The 17,230-nt window shown below is 77.1% G+C and carries 3 protein-coding genes; all 3 read right to left on the bottom strand.

What is annotated here, in order from left to right; genetic code table 11:
- Positions 1-39: 39 nt before the first annotated feature.
- Positions 40-3,102: a discoidin domain-containing protein gene (locus tag Q5530_RS17435; RefSeq protein WP_415363461.1), complete on the bottom strand. Its 3,063-nt coding sequence runs from the start codon at positions 3,100-3,102 to the stop codon at positions 40-42.
- 358 nt (positions 3,103-3,460) lie between these two features.
- Positions 3,461-4,717: an activator-dependent family glycosyltransferase gene (locus Q5530_RS17430; protein ID WP_415363459.1), complete on the bottom strand. Its 1,257-nt coding sequence runs from the start codon at positions 4,715-4,717 to the stop codon at positions 3,461-3,463.
- Entirely contained in the window at positions 4,629-17,225 is a 12,597-nt protein-coding gene (locus Q5530_RS17425) for an SDR family NAD(P)-dependent oxidoreductase (protein WP_415363458.1), read from the bottom strand. Before Q5530_RS17425 ends, Q5530_RS17430 begins: the two co-directional genes overlap by 89 nt.
- Between the last annotated feature and the right edge of the window lie 5 nt (positions 17,226-17,230).

The raw sequence follows: 17,230 nt of genomic DNA, 5'->3' as shown, positions 1-17,230 counted from the left end.
ACCGGTGGCGGCCCCGCCGAACGGGACCGCCACCGATCGTCACCAGCCGGTCAGCCCGGCCCCGTACGGGTAGAGCGGGTTGCCGTAGTTGGTCGGCAGGGGTTGGCCCGCGTCGATCCTGGCCCTGATCTCGGCGCGCTGGGCCGCCGTGGCGCCGAGGTCGTAGGGCAGGTCCCACGCCTCGGTGGCGTCCGCCGGCACGTCCGTGCCGCCCGGCCGCAGCACGTCCGACAGCGCCCTGGGCAGCTGCCACGGCAGCTTCCCGCTCGGCGCGTAGTCGCCGAACAGCAGCGACGCCAGCGCCGGGCCCATCTCCTCGCCGCCCCGGTAGGTGACCACGATCGCGTCGGCCAGCTCGTGCCACTCGGTGATGACGTACGGCCGGGGCAGCACCAGCGCGACCACCACCGGGATGCCCCGGCTCTTGAAGTCCCGGATCAGCGCCAACTGGTCCGGCGGCAGGTACGGCTGCTCCTTCACCCAGTTCGTCGCGTGCGTGTACGAGGTCTCCCCGACCGCGACCACGGCCAGCTTCGGCGACGGCCCGGTGTCCTTGTGCACGTTCACCCCGGCCTGCGCGCCCCGGTCGCGGATCGCCTGGTACATCGTCCGCGAGCCGTACTCCTGGTGGAAGTAGCTGGTCCAGATGCAGCACGCGGCCGTGTCGTCCGCGCGCGGGCCCGCCACCACGACGTTGTCGCCCGGGTTGAGCCGCAGCGGCAGCACGCCGTTGTTGCGCAGCACCGTCATGGCCTCCCGCGACGCCTGGTTGGCCAGTGCCGCGTACTCCGGCTTGTGGAACCGGTACGGCCCGTTGACCGGGTCGCCGTAGGGGTTCTCGAAGACGCCGAGCTTGAACTTGATCCGCAGCACGCGCCGCACCGCGTCGTCGATGCGCGCCGCCGGCACGGCCGCGGTGAACTGCGCCATGCTGAAGCCCGGCGCGCCCGGATCGGCCCCGCCCATGACGTCCGACCCCGCGTTGGCCGCCCCGATCCAGCTGCCCGACGGCAGCCAGTCGGTGGTGATCAGGCCGGTGTACCCGAGGTTCTGCCGCAGGTAGGCCAGGATCTTGGCGCTGTCGCCCGCGCCGGGGCCGCCCGGGTCGAGCAGGGTGCTGCCCGCGTAGCCCGGCATGATGTTCACCGCGCCGGCCTCCATCGCGGCCCGGAACGGCGCGGTGTGGTACTTGACCGTCACCTCGTCGAACACGATGACCGCCTCACCGCCCGCGCCCTCGCCCGGCCAATGCTTCACGGTGGCCAGCACGGAAGCCGGGTTCAGCTCCGGTCCGCCCTGCAACCCCGTCACCAGCGCCCGGACCTGGGCCGAGGCGACGTCGGCGCTCTCGCCGTTGCCCTCCTGGATGCGCGGGTACAGCACCTTCGTGCCGACCTCGGCCAGCGGACCGAGGACGCCGCGCGTGCCGACCTCCAACTGCTCGCGCCGCTGCACGTCACCCAGCTTGTGCGCCAACGGGTAGTTCTTCGCCGCGGCCAGCGCGCTCTGCAACGGGTAGGTCGTCTTGTACCCGGCGATGGTGTCGCCCGCCGACACGAACGGGATGCCCAGGCGGGTGCCGGACGAGGCCAGCAGGGCGTTGTGCAGGTCCTGCGCCTCGGCGGGCCCGAAGTGCCAGCCCGACCGGGGGAACGCCTGCGCGTTGTAGAACAGCTGGTATGCCTTCTCCTCGACCGTCATGCGGCCCACCAGGTCGTTGACCCGCGTCTCCACGGGCTGCCGCCAGTCCTCGTACGGCTCGACCGCGCCGTTGCGGTTGAGGTCCCGGCTGCCGTTCACCACCCGGATCCCGTCGTCCGCAGTGGACAGGGTCGGTCGGTAGAGGCTGAACGTCCGGATGGTGGAGGCGCTGGTCGCGCCCGCGCCGTCCACCGCGACGACGAACCAGCGGTAGGTCCACCGGTCGGCGACGTCCCAGGTCGGCGTGTAGGTGGTGGCGGTGGTCTCGGCGACCTTCGTGTAGAGGTCGAGCAGGTTGCCGGACGCGGCGAAGTCGTAGTCGCTGCGGCTGAGGTTGAGCCAGACCTGGTAGCGGACCGCGCCGGGCGAGGAGGCCCACGAGAACGCCGGGCGGCGGGTGCCGGTGACCATCGCCTGGTCGGCCGGCGCGGTGAGGGCGAAGCGGCCGGTGTTCGCCGGGGCCCTGGTGGGCCGCGACAGCAGCGGCGGGGTGGTGGCCGAGGAGTCCACCGTGCCGAACACCTGGAGCTCCCACAGCGACACGCCGTAGCCGGTGGCCCGGGTGGTGGCGAACAGCCGCAGGTAGCGGCCGGAGCCGGAGACGGTGAGCCGCTCCACGCCGCCCGCGCCGGTGGTGGTCGCGTAGACCTGCGTCCACGTGGTCGCGTCGTTCGACAGCTCGACCCGGTAGCCGCGGGCGTAGGCGCCCTCCCAGGTCAGCACGACCTGGTTGACCACCGCGACGCCGCCGAAGTCGACCCGGATCCACTGGTCGTCGGCGAACTGGCTGGACCAGCGGGAGTTCGTGCGGCCGTCGAGGGCGGCGGCGGGCGCGTTGCCGCCCTCCCAACTGGAGGCGGCGACCTGCTTGTACTGGGAGATCGGCGTGCTCGCGGGCGGCGGTCCGCCGGGGGTGCCGTAGACCTGGAACTCCCAGAGCGAGTAGCCGTAGCCGGTGGCGCGGGCCGTGCCGAGCAGCCGCACGTACCGGCCGGTGCCGGTGACCGCGAGGTGCTGCGTGCCGCCCGTGCCGCCGGTGGTGGTGTGGACCGTGGTCCACGCGGCGCCGTCGGCGGAGGTCTGGACCTGGAAGGCGGTCGCGTAGGCGCCTTCCCACACCAGGGAGACGCGGTCGACGGTCGCGGTGGCGCCCAGGTCGACCTGGAGCCACTGGGGGTCGCCGAAGGCGCTGGACCAGCGGGTGCTGGTGCTGCCGTCGGTGGCGGCGGAGGCGGGCGTGCCCGCGTTCTCGGTGGAGGAGGCCGTGGTGGGCCTGCCCTGGGAGAGCAGGGCGCTCTGGGCGGTGGCGCGGGTGGCGGCGAACTGGCCAGCGACCAGCGCCGCGACCACGGCGAGCAGGGGCAGGACCCGGCGGCGGTGCCGGGTGAGCGCAGCGGGCATGGCGACTCCAGGCAGGGGAGTGCGCACCGCGGCGGGGGCCGCGGTGGGAGGTGGGCGAGATGTGGGAGAGCGCTCTCCCACGAGAGAACTTCACCCGGCGGGCGGCGTCAAGGGGTTCGGGGACCGGTTCTCGGCCCGGGGTGGCCGCTGTTCCGGCCGGGGCCGGCTGCGGGGTGGGGGTTCGGGCGGCACGGTCGGCGGGGGACGGGGACGCGGGCGGCGGTAGGACGGGGGCACGGTCGGCGGCGGGACGGGGGCCGATCGGAGGTGGCGGGATGGGGGCCGAGGACCGATCGGCGGTAGCGGGTTGGGGGCCGGGCCGCCGGGCGCGGGTCCCGCACCCCCGCCCGACCCCCGTTCACCGGGGCCCGAGCGCGACGCGCTCCAGCTCCGGCACGAGCTCGTGCGGCGTGGGGGCTCCCTGCGCCCACGAGCGCGCCTTCTCCGCGCACTCGGCGAACACCGGCTCGTCGAGCAGCCGCACCAGCTGCCCGCGCAGCGCCGCCGCGGTGAGCCGCTCGTGGTCCACCACCAGGCCCGCGCCCTGCTCCGCCACCAGGTCCGCCAACCCCGCCTTGTCCCACATGTTGCCCGGGACGACGAGCTGCGGCACACCGTGCGCCACGGCGTTCCCGGTCGTGCCCGCGCCACCGTGGTGGACCACCGCCGCGCAGGTGGGCAGCAGCGCGTCCAGGGGCACGAAGTCGACCAGCCGGACGTTGTCGGGCACCGCCGACGCCGACTCGACCTGCCGGGCGGTCAGCGTCGCGACGACCTCGACGTCCAGGTCCGCCACCGCCTCGAACAGGTGGTCCACCGAGAACCGGTCGCGGCCCCACAGGTCGCGCCGGGACAGGCCGAGGGTGACGCAGACCCGGCGCCGGGCCGGGGGTTCGACCAGCCACGACGGCACCACCGACCGGCCGTTGTAGGGCACGTGGCGCACCGGCAGGTAGGTCGCGGCGGTGGGGAACCTCGTCCAGGGCGGCAGCGGGTCGACCGTGCGCCGGCCGAGGACCAGGTCCTCGTCGAAGGCGCAGCCGAACCGCTCCAGCTTGGCGGACAACCACTCCGCCAGCGGGTCGGACCCCTCGCCGCCGCCCAGCTCGGTGAAGCGGGCGCGCATCCGCGCGACGTGGTCGAGCCCGAACAGCACCCGCACCTGCGCCGCGCCGCTCGCGCGGGCGGCGATGGGGCCCATGTAGGTCAGCGCGTCCCAGAGGACCAGGTCCGGCCGCCAGTTCCGGGCGAACCGGACCACGTCGTCGAGCACCGCGTCCTGGGCCAGCCGCTCCAGGCCCAGCGAGGACCAGGTGGTGAACACGCCCCGGACGTAGTCCAGGGTGAGCCGCTCCTCCCGCGTCTCGGTGATGTCGTACCGCGAGCCGAACACCGTCTGCTCCTTGGGCCGCTCCCGCGCCTGGCGGGCCAGCTCCGCCAGATCCAGCGCGGGACCGACCGGGACGGCCGTCAGCCCGGCCTGGGCCACCGCGTCGGTGAGGTCCGGTTGGGCGGCGACCCGGACGTCATGCCCCGCCGCGCGCAGCGCCCACGCCAGCGGCACCAGGTTGTACAGGTGCGCGTTGGCCGCCAGGGTCGTGAACAGCACTCTCATCCAACTCTCCCAACCATTCCTCGATCGCGAGCGCGGTGTCCCCCGCGTGCTCGCGCACCATCGTGAAGTGATCACCGGGCACGTCGCGGACGCGGGGCCAGCCCGGACGCAGCGCGGCCGAGCCCTCCGGTCGCACGAACAGCACCGGCGCGGCGACCTCCGGCGGGCGGTGCCCGTCGAGCAGCCGGAGGTACTGGCCCATCGCCGACAACCGGGTGCCGGTGAACGGGCCGAACAGCGGTTCCCGCTCCAGCAGCCCGTGCAGCAGCCGCTCGAAGAGGTCCCCGACGCCGGTGAGGTGCGTGTCGAGCAGCACGACCCCGGCGGGCGGGGTCGCGCGCCGCTCCAGCTCCCCCGCGGTGGCCAGCGCGAGCAGCCCGCCCCAGGAGTAGCCCACGAGCACCTGCCCGCCGGGCTCGCCCCGGCGCAGGACGACCTCGGCCAGCACGTCGACCAGGACGTCCGGCGACGCCGGGAGCGGTTCGTGCTCGGCGAAGCCCGGCACCGGCACGGCGTGCACCTCGCGCAGCCCGCGCCAGTGCCGGGCCAGGCGGGCGTACTGCTGGACCCCGCCCATCACCATCGGCGAGGGCAGGCAGAGCAGGCCGGGCGGCCTCGTCCCGGCCGGTCCCGGGGCGAGCCGCACCGCCTCGGGGAACCGGGGCAGCCGCGCGGACGAGGTGAACGCGGGCCGCAGGCCGCCGGCGGCCCTGAGCAGGTCGAGGCCCTCGGTCACCCGCCCGTCGGCCACGGCCCGGCGGAACAGGTCGCTCAGCAGGTCGGTCGTCGCGGGCCCGCCGAGGTCGAGCTCGTCGAGCAGGCGCGCGGCGAGCCCGGCGGGGGTGTGCTGGTCGAACACCGCGCTCGTCGGCAGCCTCAGGCCGGTGGCCGCGTTGAGGCCGTTGCGCAGCTCCACCGCGGTCAGCGAGTCGAAGCCGGCCTGGAGGAAGGCGCGCTCCGGGTCCACCGCCGCGGGATCGGCGTGGCCGAGCACCGCGGCCGCGTGCCCGCGCACCAGCTCCACCAGCGCCGCGCGCCGGTCGGCGGCCGGCAGGGCGGCCAGCCGGCGCCGCAGCCCGTCCGCGTCCGACCGCGCCGACCGGGCCGCCGGGCGGCGGACCCGCGCCCGCGCCGCCAGCTTCGCCGGGACCACCAGCGGGAGACCGGTGGCCAGGGCGGCGTCGAACAGCGCCAGCCCCTCCTCGGCGGACAGGCCGGTGAGCCCGGCCCGCGCCAGCCGCGCGGTGTCGGCGTCGGCGGTCATCCCGCTCCGGTCCGCCCACAGGCCCCAGGCCAGCGACACCCCGGGCAGCCCCCGCGCCTGCCGGTGCGCGGCGAGGGCGTCGAGGAACGCGTTCGCGGCCGCGTAGCCGCCCTGGCCCGCGGCGCCGAGGACGCCCGCGCCGGAGGAGAACAGCACGAACGCGGCCAGGTCCAGGTGGCGGGTGAGCTCGTGCAGGTGCCGGGCCGCCCCCGCCTTCGGCCGCCACACCGCGTCCAGCCGCTGCGGGGTCAGGGACTCCACCACGCCGTCGTCGAGCACCCCGGCCGCGTGCACGACCGCGGTCAGCGGGTGGTCGGCGGGGACGCGGGCGAGCAGCCGCGCCAGGTCGTCCCGGTCGCCGACGTCGCAGACGACCACCTCGACGTCCACCCCGGCGATCGGCTCCAGCGGCGGGTGGTCGGTCCGCCGGGTGGTCAGCAGCAGGCGCCGCACGCCGTGCCGGGTCGCCAGGTGCCGGGCGACCAGCCGGCCGAGGGTGCCGGTGCCGCCGGTGACCAGCACCGTGCCGTCCGGGTCGAGCGGCTTCGGCGCGGTCAGCACGACCTTGCCCACGTGCCGCGCGCCCGCCACGAACCGGAACGCCTCCCGGGCCCGGCGCAGGTCCCACGGCCGGGTGGGCAGCGGCCCCAGCAGCCCGCGGTCGAACAGCTCCGCCAGCTCGGCGGTCAGCCGCGCGATCCGGTCCGGCCCGGCCTCGTGCAGGTCGAACGCCCGGTAGTCGACCTGCGGGTGGTCGGCGGGGTCGCGCAGGTCGGTCTTGCCCATCTCCAGGAACCGGCCGCCGGGGCGCAGCAACCGCAGCGAGGCGTCCACGAACTCGCCGGCCAGCGAGTTCAGCACCACGTCCACCGGGCCGAACCGGGTCGCGAAGCGCAGGTCGCGGGAGGAGGCGATGCGGTCGTCCGGCAGGCCCAGCGCGCGCAGGGCGCCCCACTTGCCCTCGCTCGCCGTGGCGTACACCTCGGCGCCGAGCCGTTGGGCCAACCGGACCGCGGCCATGCCCACCCCGCCGGCCGCGGCGTGCACCAGCACCGCCTGGCCAGGTTCGACGCGCGCCAGGTCGGTGAGCGCGTAGTGGGCGGTGAGGTAGGCGACCGGCGCGGAGGCCGCCTCGACGTGGGTCCACCCCCTCGGCACCCGGGCCAGCAGCCGTTCGTCGGTGACCGCCTCCGGGCCGAACGCGCCGGAGCACAGGCCCGCCACGGCGTCGCCCGGCGCGAAGCGGGTCACCTCCGGGCCGACCTCGACGACCACGCCCGAGGCTTCGGCGCCGATCGCCCGGTCGCCCTCGGGCACCAGGCCCAGCGCGACCAGGACGTCCCGGAAGTTCAGCCCGGCCGCCCGGACCGCGATCCGGACCTCGCGCGCGGCCAGGGGCCGGTCGGCCTCGGGCGAGGCGGCGAACGACAGGTCCTCCAGGCCGCCCCCGCCGCTGTGCAGGCGCCAAGGGCCGGTCGGCGGCGGTGGGTCGTCGACCAGCCGGGTCAGCCGGGGCGCGAGCAGCTCGCCGCCGCGGACCGCGAGCTGGGCCTCCCCTGCCTCGACGGCCGCGGCGACGGCTGCGGGAAGGGCCGCGGGGACGGCTGCGGGGACGGCTGCGGCGACAGCCGTAGGAAGAGCCGCAGGAACAGCCGCAGGGAAGGCTGCGGCGACAGCCGCAGGGACAGCCGCCCCGGCGGTGGCGGGAACCTCGCGCGCGGGCAGGTCCCCGCCCAGGTCCACCAGCCCGAACCGGTCGGGGTGCTCCGCCTGCGCGGACCGGACCAGGCCCCAGACCGGCGCCCGCTCCAGGTCGGTCACGTCCTCGCCGGGCCCGGTCGACACCGCTCCCCTGGTGACGAACACCAGTCGCGCGCGGGTCTCCTGGGCCAACCAGTCCTGCACCAGCCCGAGCGCGTCGGCGGTGTCGGCGAAGTCCTCGGTGAACACCACCCCGGCCGCCGGACCGGTGGCCGGCGGAACCGGCACCGGCGTCCAGTCGAGCCGGTGCAGCGAGTCCGGCCGCGCGTCCCCGACGGGCCGGAACGACAGGGACTCCACCGAGGCGACCGGCGCGCCGGTGGCGTCGGCCACCTCCACCGCGAAGGCGTCGGCGCCCAGGGGCGTCAGCCGCACCCGCAGGCTCGACGCCCCGGTGGCGTGCAGCGAGACCCCGGACCACTCGAACGGCAGGGACGTGCCGCCGCCCGCGCGGCCCAGCACGTGCAGCGCGGCGTCCAGGGCGGCCGGGTGCAGGCCGTACCGGTCGGCGTCCCGGACCACCGCGGGCAGGCGCACCTCGGCGAACAGCTCGTCGCCGCTCTGCCAGGCCGCGGTCAGGCCCCGGAACGCGGGCCCGTACGCCAGGCCGGCCCCGGCCAGCTGTCCGGGCAGGCCGGCCAGGTCCAGCGCGACCGCGTCGGCCGGCGGCCAGTGGACCGGGGCGGGAGGGTCCGCCGGCGGGGCCGGCCGGACCAGGCCGGTGGCGTGCCTCGTCCACGGGTCGTCGTCGGAACGCCGGGAGTGCACGGTCACCGGCCGCGCCCCGGTCGGGTCCGGCGCGCCCACGGCGACCTGCACCCGCACGGCCTCACCGGCCGGCAGGACGAGCGGCGCGGTCAGGGTCAGCCCGGCCAGCGCGCCGCAGCCGACCTGGTCGCCCGCGTGGCGGGCCAGCTCGACGAACCCGGTGCCGGGGAAGAGCACCGCGCCGGACACCACGTGGTCGGCCAGCCAGGGCTGGGTGCCCGTCGACAGCAGGCCGGCGCACACCAGGCCATCGGGCTCCGCCACGGCCACGGCCGCGCCGAGCAGGGGGTGGTCCGCGCTGCTCAGGCCCGCCGACCGCACGTCGGCCGTCCGGGCGCCGTCCGGCCAGTAGCGCTCGCGCTGGAAGGCGTAGGTCGGCAGGTCGACCATCCGCGCCCCGGCCGGGAACGACCACTCGACCTCGACGCCGCGGGCGTGCGCCTCCGCCACCGAGGTCAGGAACCGCCGCAGGTGCCCCTCGTCGCGGCGGAGCGAGCCGACCGAGACCACGCCGGGGTCCGCGCCCACGTCCGTGCCGAGCTCCGCGCCGATCTGGGCGCCGATCTCCGCGACGCTCGTGGTGAGCACCGGGTGCGGGCTGCACTCGACGAAGGCGGAGTGGCCGGCGGCGAGCGCGGACCGGACCGCGCCCTCGAAGTCGACCGGCTCGCGGACGTTGCGGAACCAGTACTCCGCGCCCAGGGCCGTCTGGTCGAGCAGGGCGCCGGTGACCGCCGAGTAGAACGGCACGGACGCGGGGCGCGGGGACACGTCGGCCAGTTCGGCGAGGAGGCGGTCCCGGATCCGGTCCACCTGGGCCGAGTGGGAGGCGATCGTGTCCGGCACGGTCCGGACCCGCACGCCCCCGGCCGCGCACTCCTCCGCGAACTCGGCCAGCGCGGTCAGGTCACCCGCCACGGTGGAGGACGCGGGCCCGTTCCTCCCGGCCACCGACAGCCGGCCGGCCCACCGGCCCAGCAGCGGCTCGACCCGCCCGGCTGGCAGGGCCACCGCGAGCACGGCCCCCCGGCCCGCCAGGCTCTCCGCGAACAGCCTGCTGCGCGTCACCACGACCCTCGCCGCGTCCTCCAGGGACAGCGCGCCGGCCACGCAGGCGGCCGCCACCTCGCCCTGCGAGTGCCCGACCACCGCCGCGGGCCGCACGCCGGAGGACCGCCAGAGGTGGGCCAGGGACACCATGACCGCGAACAGCGCGGGCTGCACGACGTCGACCCGGTCCAGCGGCCGGCCCTCCCGCAGCACGGCGAGGACGTCGACGTCGGACACGGCCCGCACGGCCGCCGCGCACTCACTCATCCGCTCCGCGAACACCGGGGAGTCCGCCAGCAGCCCGGCCGCCATCCCGGTCCACTGCGAGCCCTGGCCGGGGAAGACGAACACCGCGCCCGACGACGGCGAGGCCACGCCGGTCACCGCGCCGAGGTCCGCCAGCAGCTCGTCCCGGCTCGCGCCGATCGCCACCGCCCGGTGCCCCATCAGCGTCCGGCCGGTGGCCAGGCTGAAGCCGACGTCGGCGGGCGCGAGGTCCGGTCGGGCCAGCACGTGCGCGCGCAGCCGCTCCACCTGGGCCTCCAGCGCGGGCGCGCTGCGGGCGGAGACCACCCACGCCACCGGGACGGGCGCGGGCGGCCCGGTCGGGTCCCCGGCCTCCTCGGGCGCCTGCTCCAGCACGAGGTGCGCGTTGGTGCCGCTGATCCCGAACGAGGACACCCCGGCCCGGCGCGGCCGGCCGTCGACCCGCCAGTCCTCGGCCTCCGCGAGCAGCCGCAGGTCCGCCGCCTCCGGCAGCGGGGTGTCGACGTGCAGGGTCCTGGGCAGCACGCCGTGGCGCAGCGCCTGGACCACCTTGATCACCCCGGCCACGCCCGCGGCCGCCTGGGCGTGGCCGATGTTGGACTTGACCGTGCCGACGCGGACCGGTCCGTAGACCTCCGCCAGGGCCCGCGCCTCGATCTGGTCGCCGAGCCGGGTGCCCGTGCCGTGCGCCTCCACCAGGTCCACCTCGGACGGGCGCAGGCCCGCGTTCGCCAGCGCCCGGCGGATCACCCGCTGCTGCGCCGGGCCGCTGGGCGCGGTCAGCCCGTTGGACGCCCCGTCCTGGTTGACCGCCGAACCACGCACCACCGCCAGCACGCGGTGGCCGCGGCGCCGGGCGTCGGAGAGGCGTTCGAGCAGCACCAGGCCGAGCCCGTCGGCCACGCCGAAGCCGTCGGCGGCCGCCGAGAACGCCTTGCAGCGCCCGTCGGCCGACAGCGCCCCCTGCCGGCCGAACTCGACGAAGACGTCCGGTGTCGCGGAGACGGTGACGCCGCCGGCCACTGCCAGCGAGCACTCGCCCTGGCGCAGCGCCTGGCTCGCCAGGTGGATCGCCACCAGCGACGACGAGCAGGCCGTGTCCACGGTGATCGCCGGGCCCTCCAGCCCGAACGCGTAGGCGGGCCGACCCGAGGCGACGCCGGCCAGCGTGCCGGTGACCACGTGGCCCTCCAGGGTGTCCCGGGCGTCGCCCAGGCTCTCGGCGTAGCCGTTGTGCAGGACGCCGACGTAGACCCCGACCGGTTCGCCGCGCAGCGCGGCGGGCACGATCCCGGCCCGCTCGAACACCTCCCAGGTCCCCTCCAGCAGCAGCCGCTGCTGCGGGTCCATCGCCAGCGCCTCCCGGGGCGAGATGCCGAAGAAGCCCGCGTCGAAGTCGGCGGCGTCGTGGAGGAACCCGCCGCCGCTCGGGCCCAGGTCCCCGAGGTCCCAGCCGCGGTCGACCGGGAAGCCCGCGACGGCGTCCCGGCCCCCCGCGACCAGGTCCCACAGGGCCTCGGGCGAGTCGACGCCGCCGGGCAGGCGGCAGCTCATCGCCACGACGGCGATCGGCTCGGCGACGGGCGGCGCGGCGGCGATCTGCTCGGCGACGGGCGCGACCCGGTCGACCGGAGCCGGTCCGCCCGGCTCCGCCGCCGCGCCGAGCAGCCGCCGGCGCAGCAGGCCGGCCAGCGCCTCCGGGGTCGGGTGGTCGAACACCAGCGTGGCGGGCAGCCTCAGGCCGGTGGCGGCGTCCAGCCGGTTGCGCAGCTCGACCGAGGTCAGCGAGTCGAACCCGAGGTCCCGGAAGGCCCGGCCGCGGTCGACCTCGGCCGCCGAGCCGAAGCCGAGCACGGTCGCCGCGTGGTCGCGCACCAGGTCGAGCAGCGCGGCCTCGGACAGGTCCGCCGGGGCCGGTGCGGCGCGCCCGGCGGCGCGCCGGTCGCGACCGCGCGCCAGGCGCCGCAGCAGCGGCGAGTCCGGGTGCGGCGCGGCCGGGTCGAACCGGACCGGGACCAGCAGCGCCTCGTCCGCGCCGAGCGCGGCGTCGAACAGGGCCAGCCCCTCCTCCTCGGACAGGGCGGCGATCCCCGCGCCGGCCATCCGCGCGCGGTCCCGCTCGTCGAGCCCGCCCGCCATGCCGTCGGAGCGGCCCCAGTGACCCCACGCCAGCGAGACGGCGGGCAGGCCGCGGGCCCGGCGGTGCTGGGCGAGGGCGTCCAGGAACGCGTTGCCCGCCGCGTAGTTGGCCTGGCCCGGTCCGCCCAGCACGCCCGCCGCCGAGGAGAACAGCACGAACGCGGCGAGGTCCCCGGTCAGCTCGTGCAGGTGCCAGGCGCCGTCCAGCTTGGGCCGCAGCACCTCGTCGAGCCGCTCGGGCGTCAACGCGGACACGGTGGCGTCGGCGAGCACCCCGGCCGCGTGCACGACCGCCGTCAGCGGGCGGGGGATCGAGGCCAGCAGCCCCGCGACGGCCTCGCGGTCGGCGAGGTCGCAGGCCACCGCGGTGACCTCCGCGCCGAGGGCCGCCAGTTCGGCGCACAGCGCGGGCGCCGAGCCACCGCGGCTCACCAGGACCAGGTGCCGCACGCCGTGCGCGGTGACCAGGTGCCGGGCCAGCAGGCCGCCCAGCGCCCCGGTGCCGCCGGTGATCAGCACCGCGCCGTCCGGGTCGAGCGGCTTCGGCAGGGTCAGCACGACCTTGCCGACGTGCCGGGCCTGCGCGACGAACCGGAACGCCTCCCCGGCCCGGCCGAGGGGCCAGGTGGTCACGGGCGGCAGGCGGAGCGCGCCCCGGTCGAAGAGCCCGACGACCTCCCGGAGCATCTCGCCGAGCCGGTCGGGACCCGCCTCCAGCAGGTCGAACGCGCGGTAGACCACGCCGGGGTGGTCGGCGGGGTCGCGGACGTCGGTCTTGCCCATCTCCAGGAACCGGCCGCCGGGCCGCACCAGCCGCAGCGACGCGTCCGCGAACTCGCGCGCCAGCGAGTTCAGCACCACGTCGACTGGGGGGAACCCGGTGCCGAAGTCCAGGTCCCGGGACGAGGCGAAGTGCTCGTCGTCCAGGCCGGTCGCGGCCTGCTTGCCCGCGCTCGCGGTGCCGAACACCTCGCCGCCGAGGTGCCGGACCAGCTGGACCGCCGCCGTGCCGACGCCGCCGGCCGCAGCGTGCACGAGCACCCGTTCCCCGGGCCGCACGTCGGCGAGGTCGCGCAGCCCGTAGTAGGCGGTCAGGAACACCACCGGCACCGCGGCGGCCTGCTCGGCGGTCCACCCGGCCGGGATCGGGGCCAGCATCCGGTGGTCGGTCACCGCGAGCGGGCCGAACGCGCCCCGGAACAGCCCGAACACCCGGTCGCCCGGCCGGAGGCGGGTCACGCCGGGACCGACCTCGCGCACCACCCCGGCGCCCTCGGCGCCCAGCGACACCTCCCCCGGGTACAGGTCGAGCGCCATCAGCACGTCGCGGAAGTTCAGCCCGGCGGCCAGCACCGCCACCCGCACCTCGCCGGGTCCCAGCGGTCGCCCGGCCTCGGGCGCGGGGACCCGGACGAGGGTGTCCAGGGTGCCGCCGGGGGTCGCGTGCAGCCGCCGGCCGCCCGCCGGGAACCGGGTGAGCCTGGGCGCGTACCCGACCCCGGCGCGGATCGCCAGCTGCGGCTCGCCGGAGCCGAGCAGCTCGGGCAGCACCCGCGTCGACTCCGGGTCGTCGTCCACGTCCACCAGCAGGAACCGGTCCGGGTGCTCGCTCTGCGCGGACCTGAGCAGGCCCCACACCGGGGCGTTCGCCAGGTCCGGCAGGTCCTCGTCCCCGACCGCCACCGCACCGCCGGTGACGAACGCCAACCGCTCCGGCCGCTCCTCGGCCAGCCACGCCCGCACCCGCTCCAGGGCGTGCCGGGCCGCCCGCCGGCCGCCCGCCGGCAGCGCCGCCCCGCCGGCGCAGGTCTCCAGCACGACGTCGGTGGCGGGCGGTCCCGGCGGAACGGGGACCCACTCGACCAGGAACATGCCGTCGTGCCGGGGGTCCACCGCGGCGGGCCGCAGCGCCAGCGACCCGATCGTGGCCACCGGCGCCCCGGTGCCGTCGGCCACCTCCACGGCCACCTCGGCGGGTCCCGTCGGCGTGACCCGGACCCGCAGCGCCGACGCGCCGGTGGCGTGCAGGGTGACGTCGCGCCAGGCGAACGGCAGGTGGGCCAGGCCCGCGTCGCCCACCGGTCCCAGCCCGATCGCGTGCAGCGCCGCGTCGAGCAGCGCCGGGAGGTGGGCGTCCCCCGGCGGCGGCACGACCTCGGCGAACACCTCGTCGTCGCGGCGCCAGGCCGCCCGCAGGCCGCGGAACGCGGGCCCGTAGCGCAGCCCGGCGTCCGCGAGCCGGTCGTAGTGCCCGGCCACGTCGAGGACGACCGCCCCGGTCGGCGGCCAGTCGACGAGCGGGGAGGGCGCGGCCGGCTCGTCGGCCGGCACGCCGTCGGCGTGGTGGACCCACTCGGAGCCGGCCCGCGAGTGGATGCTCAGGGCGCGCCGCCCGTCCACCCGCACCTGCACCTCGACCTCGCCGGTGGCGGGCAGCACCACGGGCGCGTGCAGGGTCAGCTCGGCCACCCGGCCGAGCCCGGCCCGGTCGCAGGCCAGGGCCGCCAGCTCCAGCAGCGCCGTGCCCGGCACGAGCACCGACCCGAGCACGACGTGGTCGGCCAGCCACGGGTGCGCCGCCGCGGACAGCTTGCGGCTCACCAGCAGCCCGTCCGACCCGGCGAGGTCGACCACCACGACGTCGTCGGCCGCGCGCGGCGCGTCGAGCCAGTACCGCGTGCGCCGGAAGGCGTAGGTGGGCAGCTCCACCGGGCGCGCCCCGGTGCCCGCGAAGAAGCTCCCCCAGTCGACCGGGACGCCCCGGCCGTGCAGCCGGGCCAGCGCGGTGACGACCGAGCGCGGCTCAGGGCGGTCCCGGCGCAGGGCCGGCACGAAGGCGGCGGGCACGCCGGCCGCGCAGTCCTCGCCCATGGCCGACAGCACCCCGTCGGGCCCGATCTCCAGGAGGGAGCGGACGCCGAGGTCGAGCAGGTCCCGCACGCCGTCGGCGAACCGCACCGGCTCCCGGACCTGGCGCACCCAGAACTCCGGGTCCGCGACGTCCCCGGCCACCACCCGGATGCCCGGTTCGCGGAAGGTCAGGCGCTCGACGACCCGGCGGAACTCCCCGAGCACCGGCTCCACCCGCGCCGAGTGGAAGGCGTGGCTCACCCGCAAGCGCTTGGCCCCCTCGAAGCGGGCGGCCAGCGCCAGCACCGCGTCCTCGTCGCCGGAGAGCACGACCGAGGACGGGCCGTTGACCGCCGCGAGGTCGACGCCGGGACCCAGCAGGGGCCGCACCTCCTCCTCGGTGGCCCGGACCGCCACCATCGCCCCGCCCGGCGGCAGCTCCTGCATGAGGCGGCCCCGCGCCGACACCAGCGCGCAGGCGTCGGGGAGTGACAGCACGCCCGCGACGTGCGCCGCCGCGACCTCGCCGACCGAGTGCCCGAGCACCGCGTCCGGGCGCAGCCCCCAGGACTCGACCAGCCGGCACAGGGCGACCTGGAGCGCGAACAGGGCGGGCTGGGCGAACCCGGTCCGGGCCAGCGCCGCCGCGTCGGTCCGGACCGACAGGTGTGCGTCGACCTCGTCCCACGCGCGGGCGAACGCGGGGTGGGCGGCGTGCAGCTGCCGCCCCATCCCCTCCCGCTGGGACCCCTGCCCGGAGAACAGGAACGCGACGGGTCCGGGCTCGGCCACCGGGTCGCCCTCGACGTGGGCGAGTGCCTCGACCAGCCCGTCCCGGTCGTCCGCGACCACGAAGGCCCGCTGCCCGAGCGCCGCCCGGCCCGCCAGGGTGCGCGCCACGTCCCGCACGTCCTGGTCGGCGCCCGCCAGGTGGGCGGCGAGGCGGTCGGCCTGGGCGCGCAACGCCTCCGCGCCGTGCGCGGACAGCAGGCACGGCACCGGCCCGGCGGCCGGGGGGCGGTCGGGGACCTCCTCGGGCGGGGCCTGCTCCAGGACCGCGTGGGAGTTGGTGCCGCTCGCGCCGAAGGACGAGACGGCGGCCCGCCGGACCGGCGCGGACCACGGGCGCGGTGCGGTCAGCAGTTCGACCGCGCCCCGAGACCAGTCGACCCGCGGCGACGGCCGGTCCACGTGCAGGCTCCGGGGCATCTCGCCGTGGCGCAGGGCCAGCACCGCCTTGATCACCCCGGCCACCCCCGCGGCCGCCTGGGTGTGCCCGATGTTGGACTTGACCGTGCCCAGCCACGCCGGTTCGGCGCGGTCCTGGCCGTAGGTCGCCAGCAGCGCGTGCGCCTCGACGGGGTCGCCCAGCGTGGTGCCGGTCCCGTGGGCCTCGACCAGGTCGACGTCGGCGGCGGTGAGCCCCGCGTCGGCCAGGGCCTGCCGGATCACGCGCTGCTGCGCGGGTCCGCTCGGCGCGGTCAGGCGGCTGCTCGCGCCGTCCTGGTTCACCGCGGTGCCCCGCACCACGGCGAGCACCGGGTGGCCGTGGCGGCGGGCGTCCGCCAGCCGTTCGAGCACCAGCACGCCGACGCCCTCGGAGAACCCGGTGCCGTCCGCGGCGGCGGCGAACGCCTTGCACCGGCCGTCCGGGGCGAGCCCGCCCTGCCGGCTGAAGTCGATGTAGGTGACCGGGGTGGACATCACCGTCACGCCGCCGGCCAGCGCGAGCGAGGACTCCCGCCGCCTCAGCGACTGGCACGCCAGGTGCAGCGCCACCAGGGAGGACGAGCACGCGGTGTCCACCGTGACCGCCGGGCCTTCGAGGCCGAAGGTGTAGGACACCCGGCCGGACACCACGCTGGGCGCGCTGCCGAGGCTGAGCTGCCCCTCGAACCCGGCCGGCGCGCGGTGCAGCCTGGTGGCGTAGTCCTGGTACATCACGCCGGTGAACACGCCGGTCCGGCTGCCCCGCAGCGACAGCGGGTCGATCGCGGCGTGCTCCAACGCCTCCCAGGTGGTCTCCAGCACCTGCCGCTGCTGCGGGTCCATCGCCAGCGCCTCGCGCGGCGAGACCCCGAACAGGCCCGGGTCGAACAGTGCGGCGTCGTGCAGGAACCCGCCGTGGCGGGTGTGGCTCGTGCCGGGGCGGTCGGACCCCGGCGCGTAGAGGGCGTCCACGTCCCAGCCCCGGTCGGCGGGGAACGCCGAGACGGCGTCCACGCCCCCGGTGACCAGCCGCCACAGGTCCGCCGGACCCGTCACCCCGCCGGGCAGCCGGCAGCCCATGCCCACGACCGCGATGGGCTCGGTGGCCTCCGCCTGGACCTCGCGCAGCCGGTGACGGGTCTGCTGAAGGTCGACGACCACCCGTTTGAGGTAGTCGCGCAGCTTCTGCTCGTTGTCCATGACCG

It is taken from the genome of Saccharothrix sp. BKS2 (genome assembly GCF_047689505.1).
Classification (GTDB): Bacteria; Actinomycetota; Actinomycetes; order Mycobacteriales; family Pseudonocardiaceae; genus Actinosynnema; species Actinosynnema lopnurensis.
Note: the sequence above shows the minus strand (reverse complement) of the source record. Positions and strands in the feature narration are given on the sequence as shown.

Excerpts from the sequence above, each read along its gene's own strand:
- Q5530_RS17430 (WP_415363459.1), bottom strand. The coding sequence starts at position 4,717 with ATGAGAGTGCTGTTCACGACCCTGGCGGCCAACGCGCACCTGTACAAC.
- Q5530_RS17425 (WP_415363458.1), bottom strand. The coding sequence starts at position 17,225 with ATGGACAACGAGCAGAAGCTGCGCGACTACCTCAAACGGGTGGTCGTC.
- Q5530_RS17435 (WP_415363461.1), bottom strand. The coding sequence starts at position 3,102 with ATGCCCGCTGCGCTCACCCGGCACCGCCGCCGGGTCCTGCCCCTGCTC.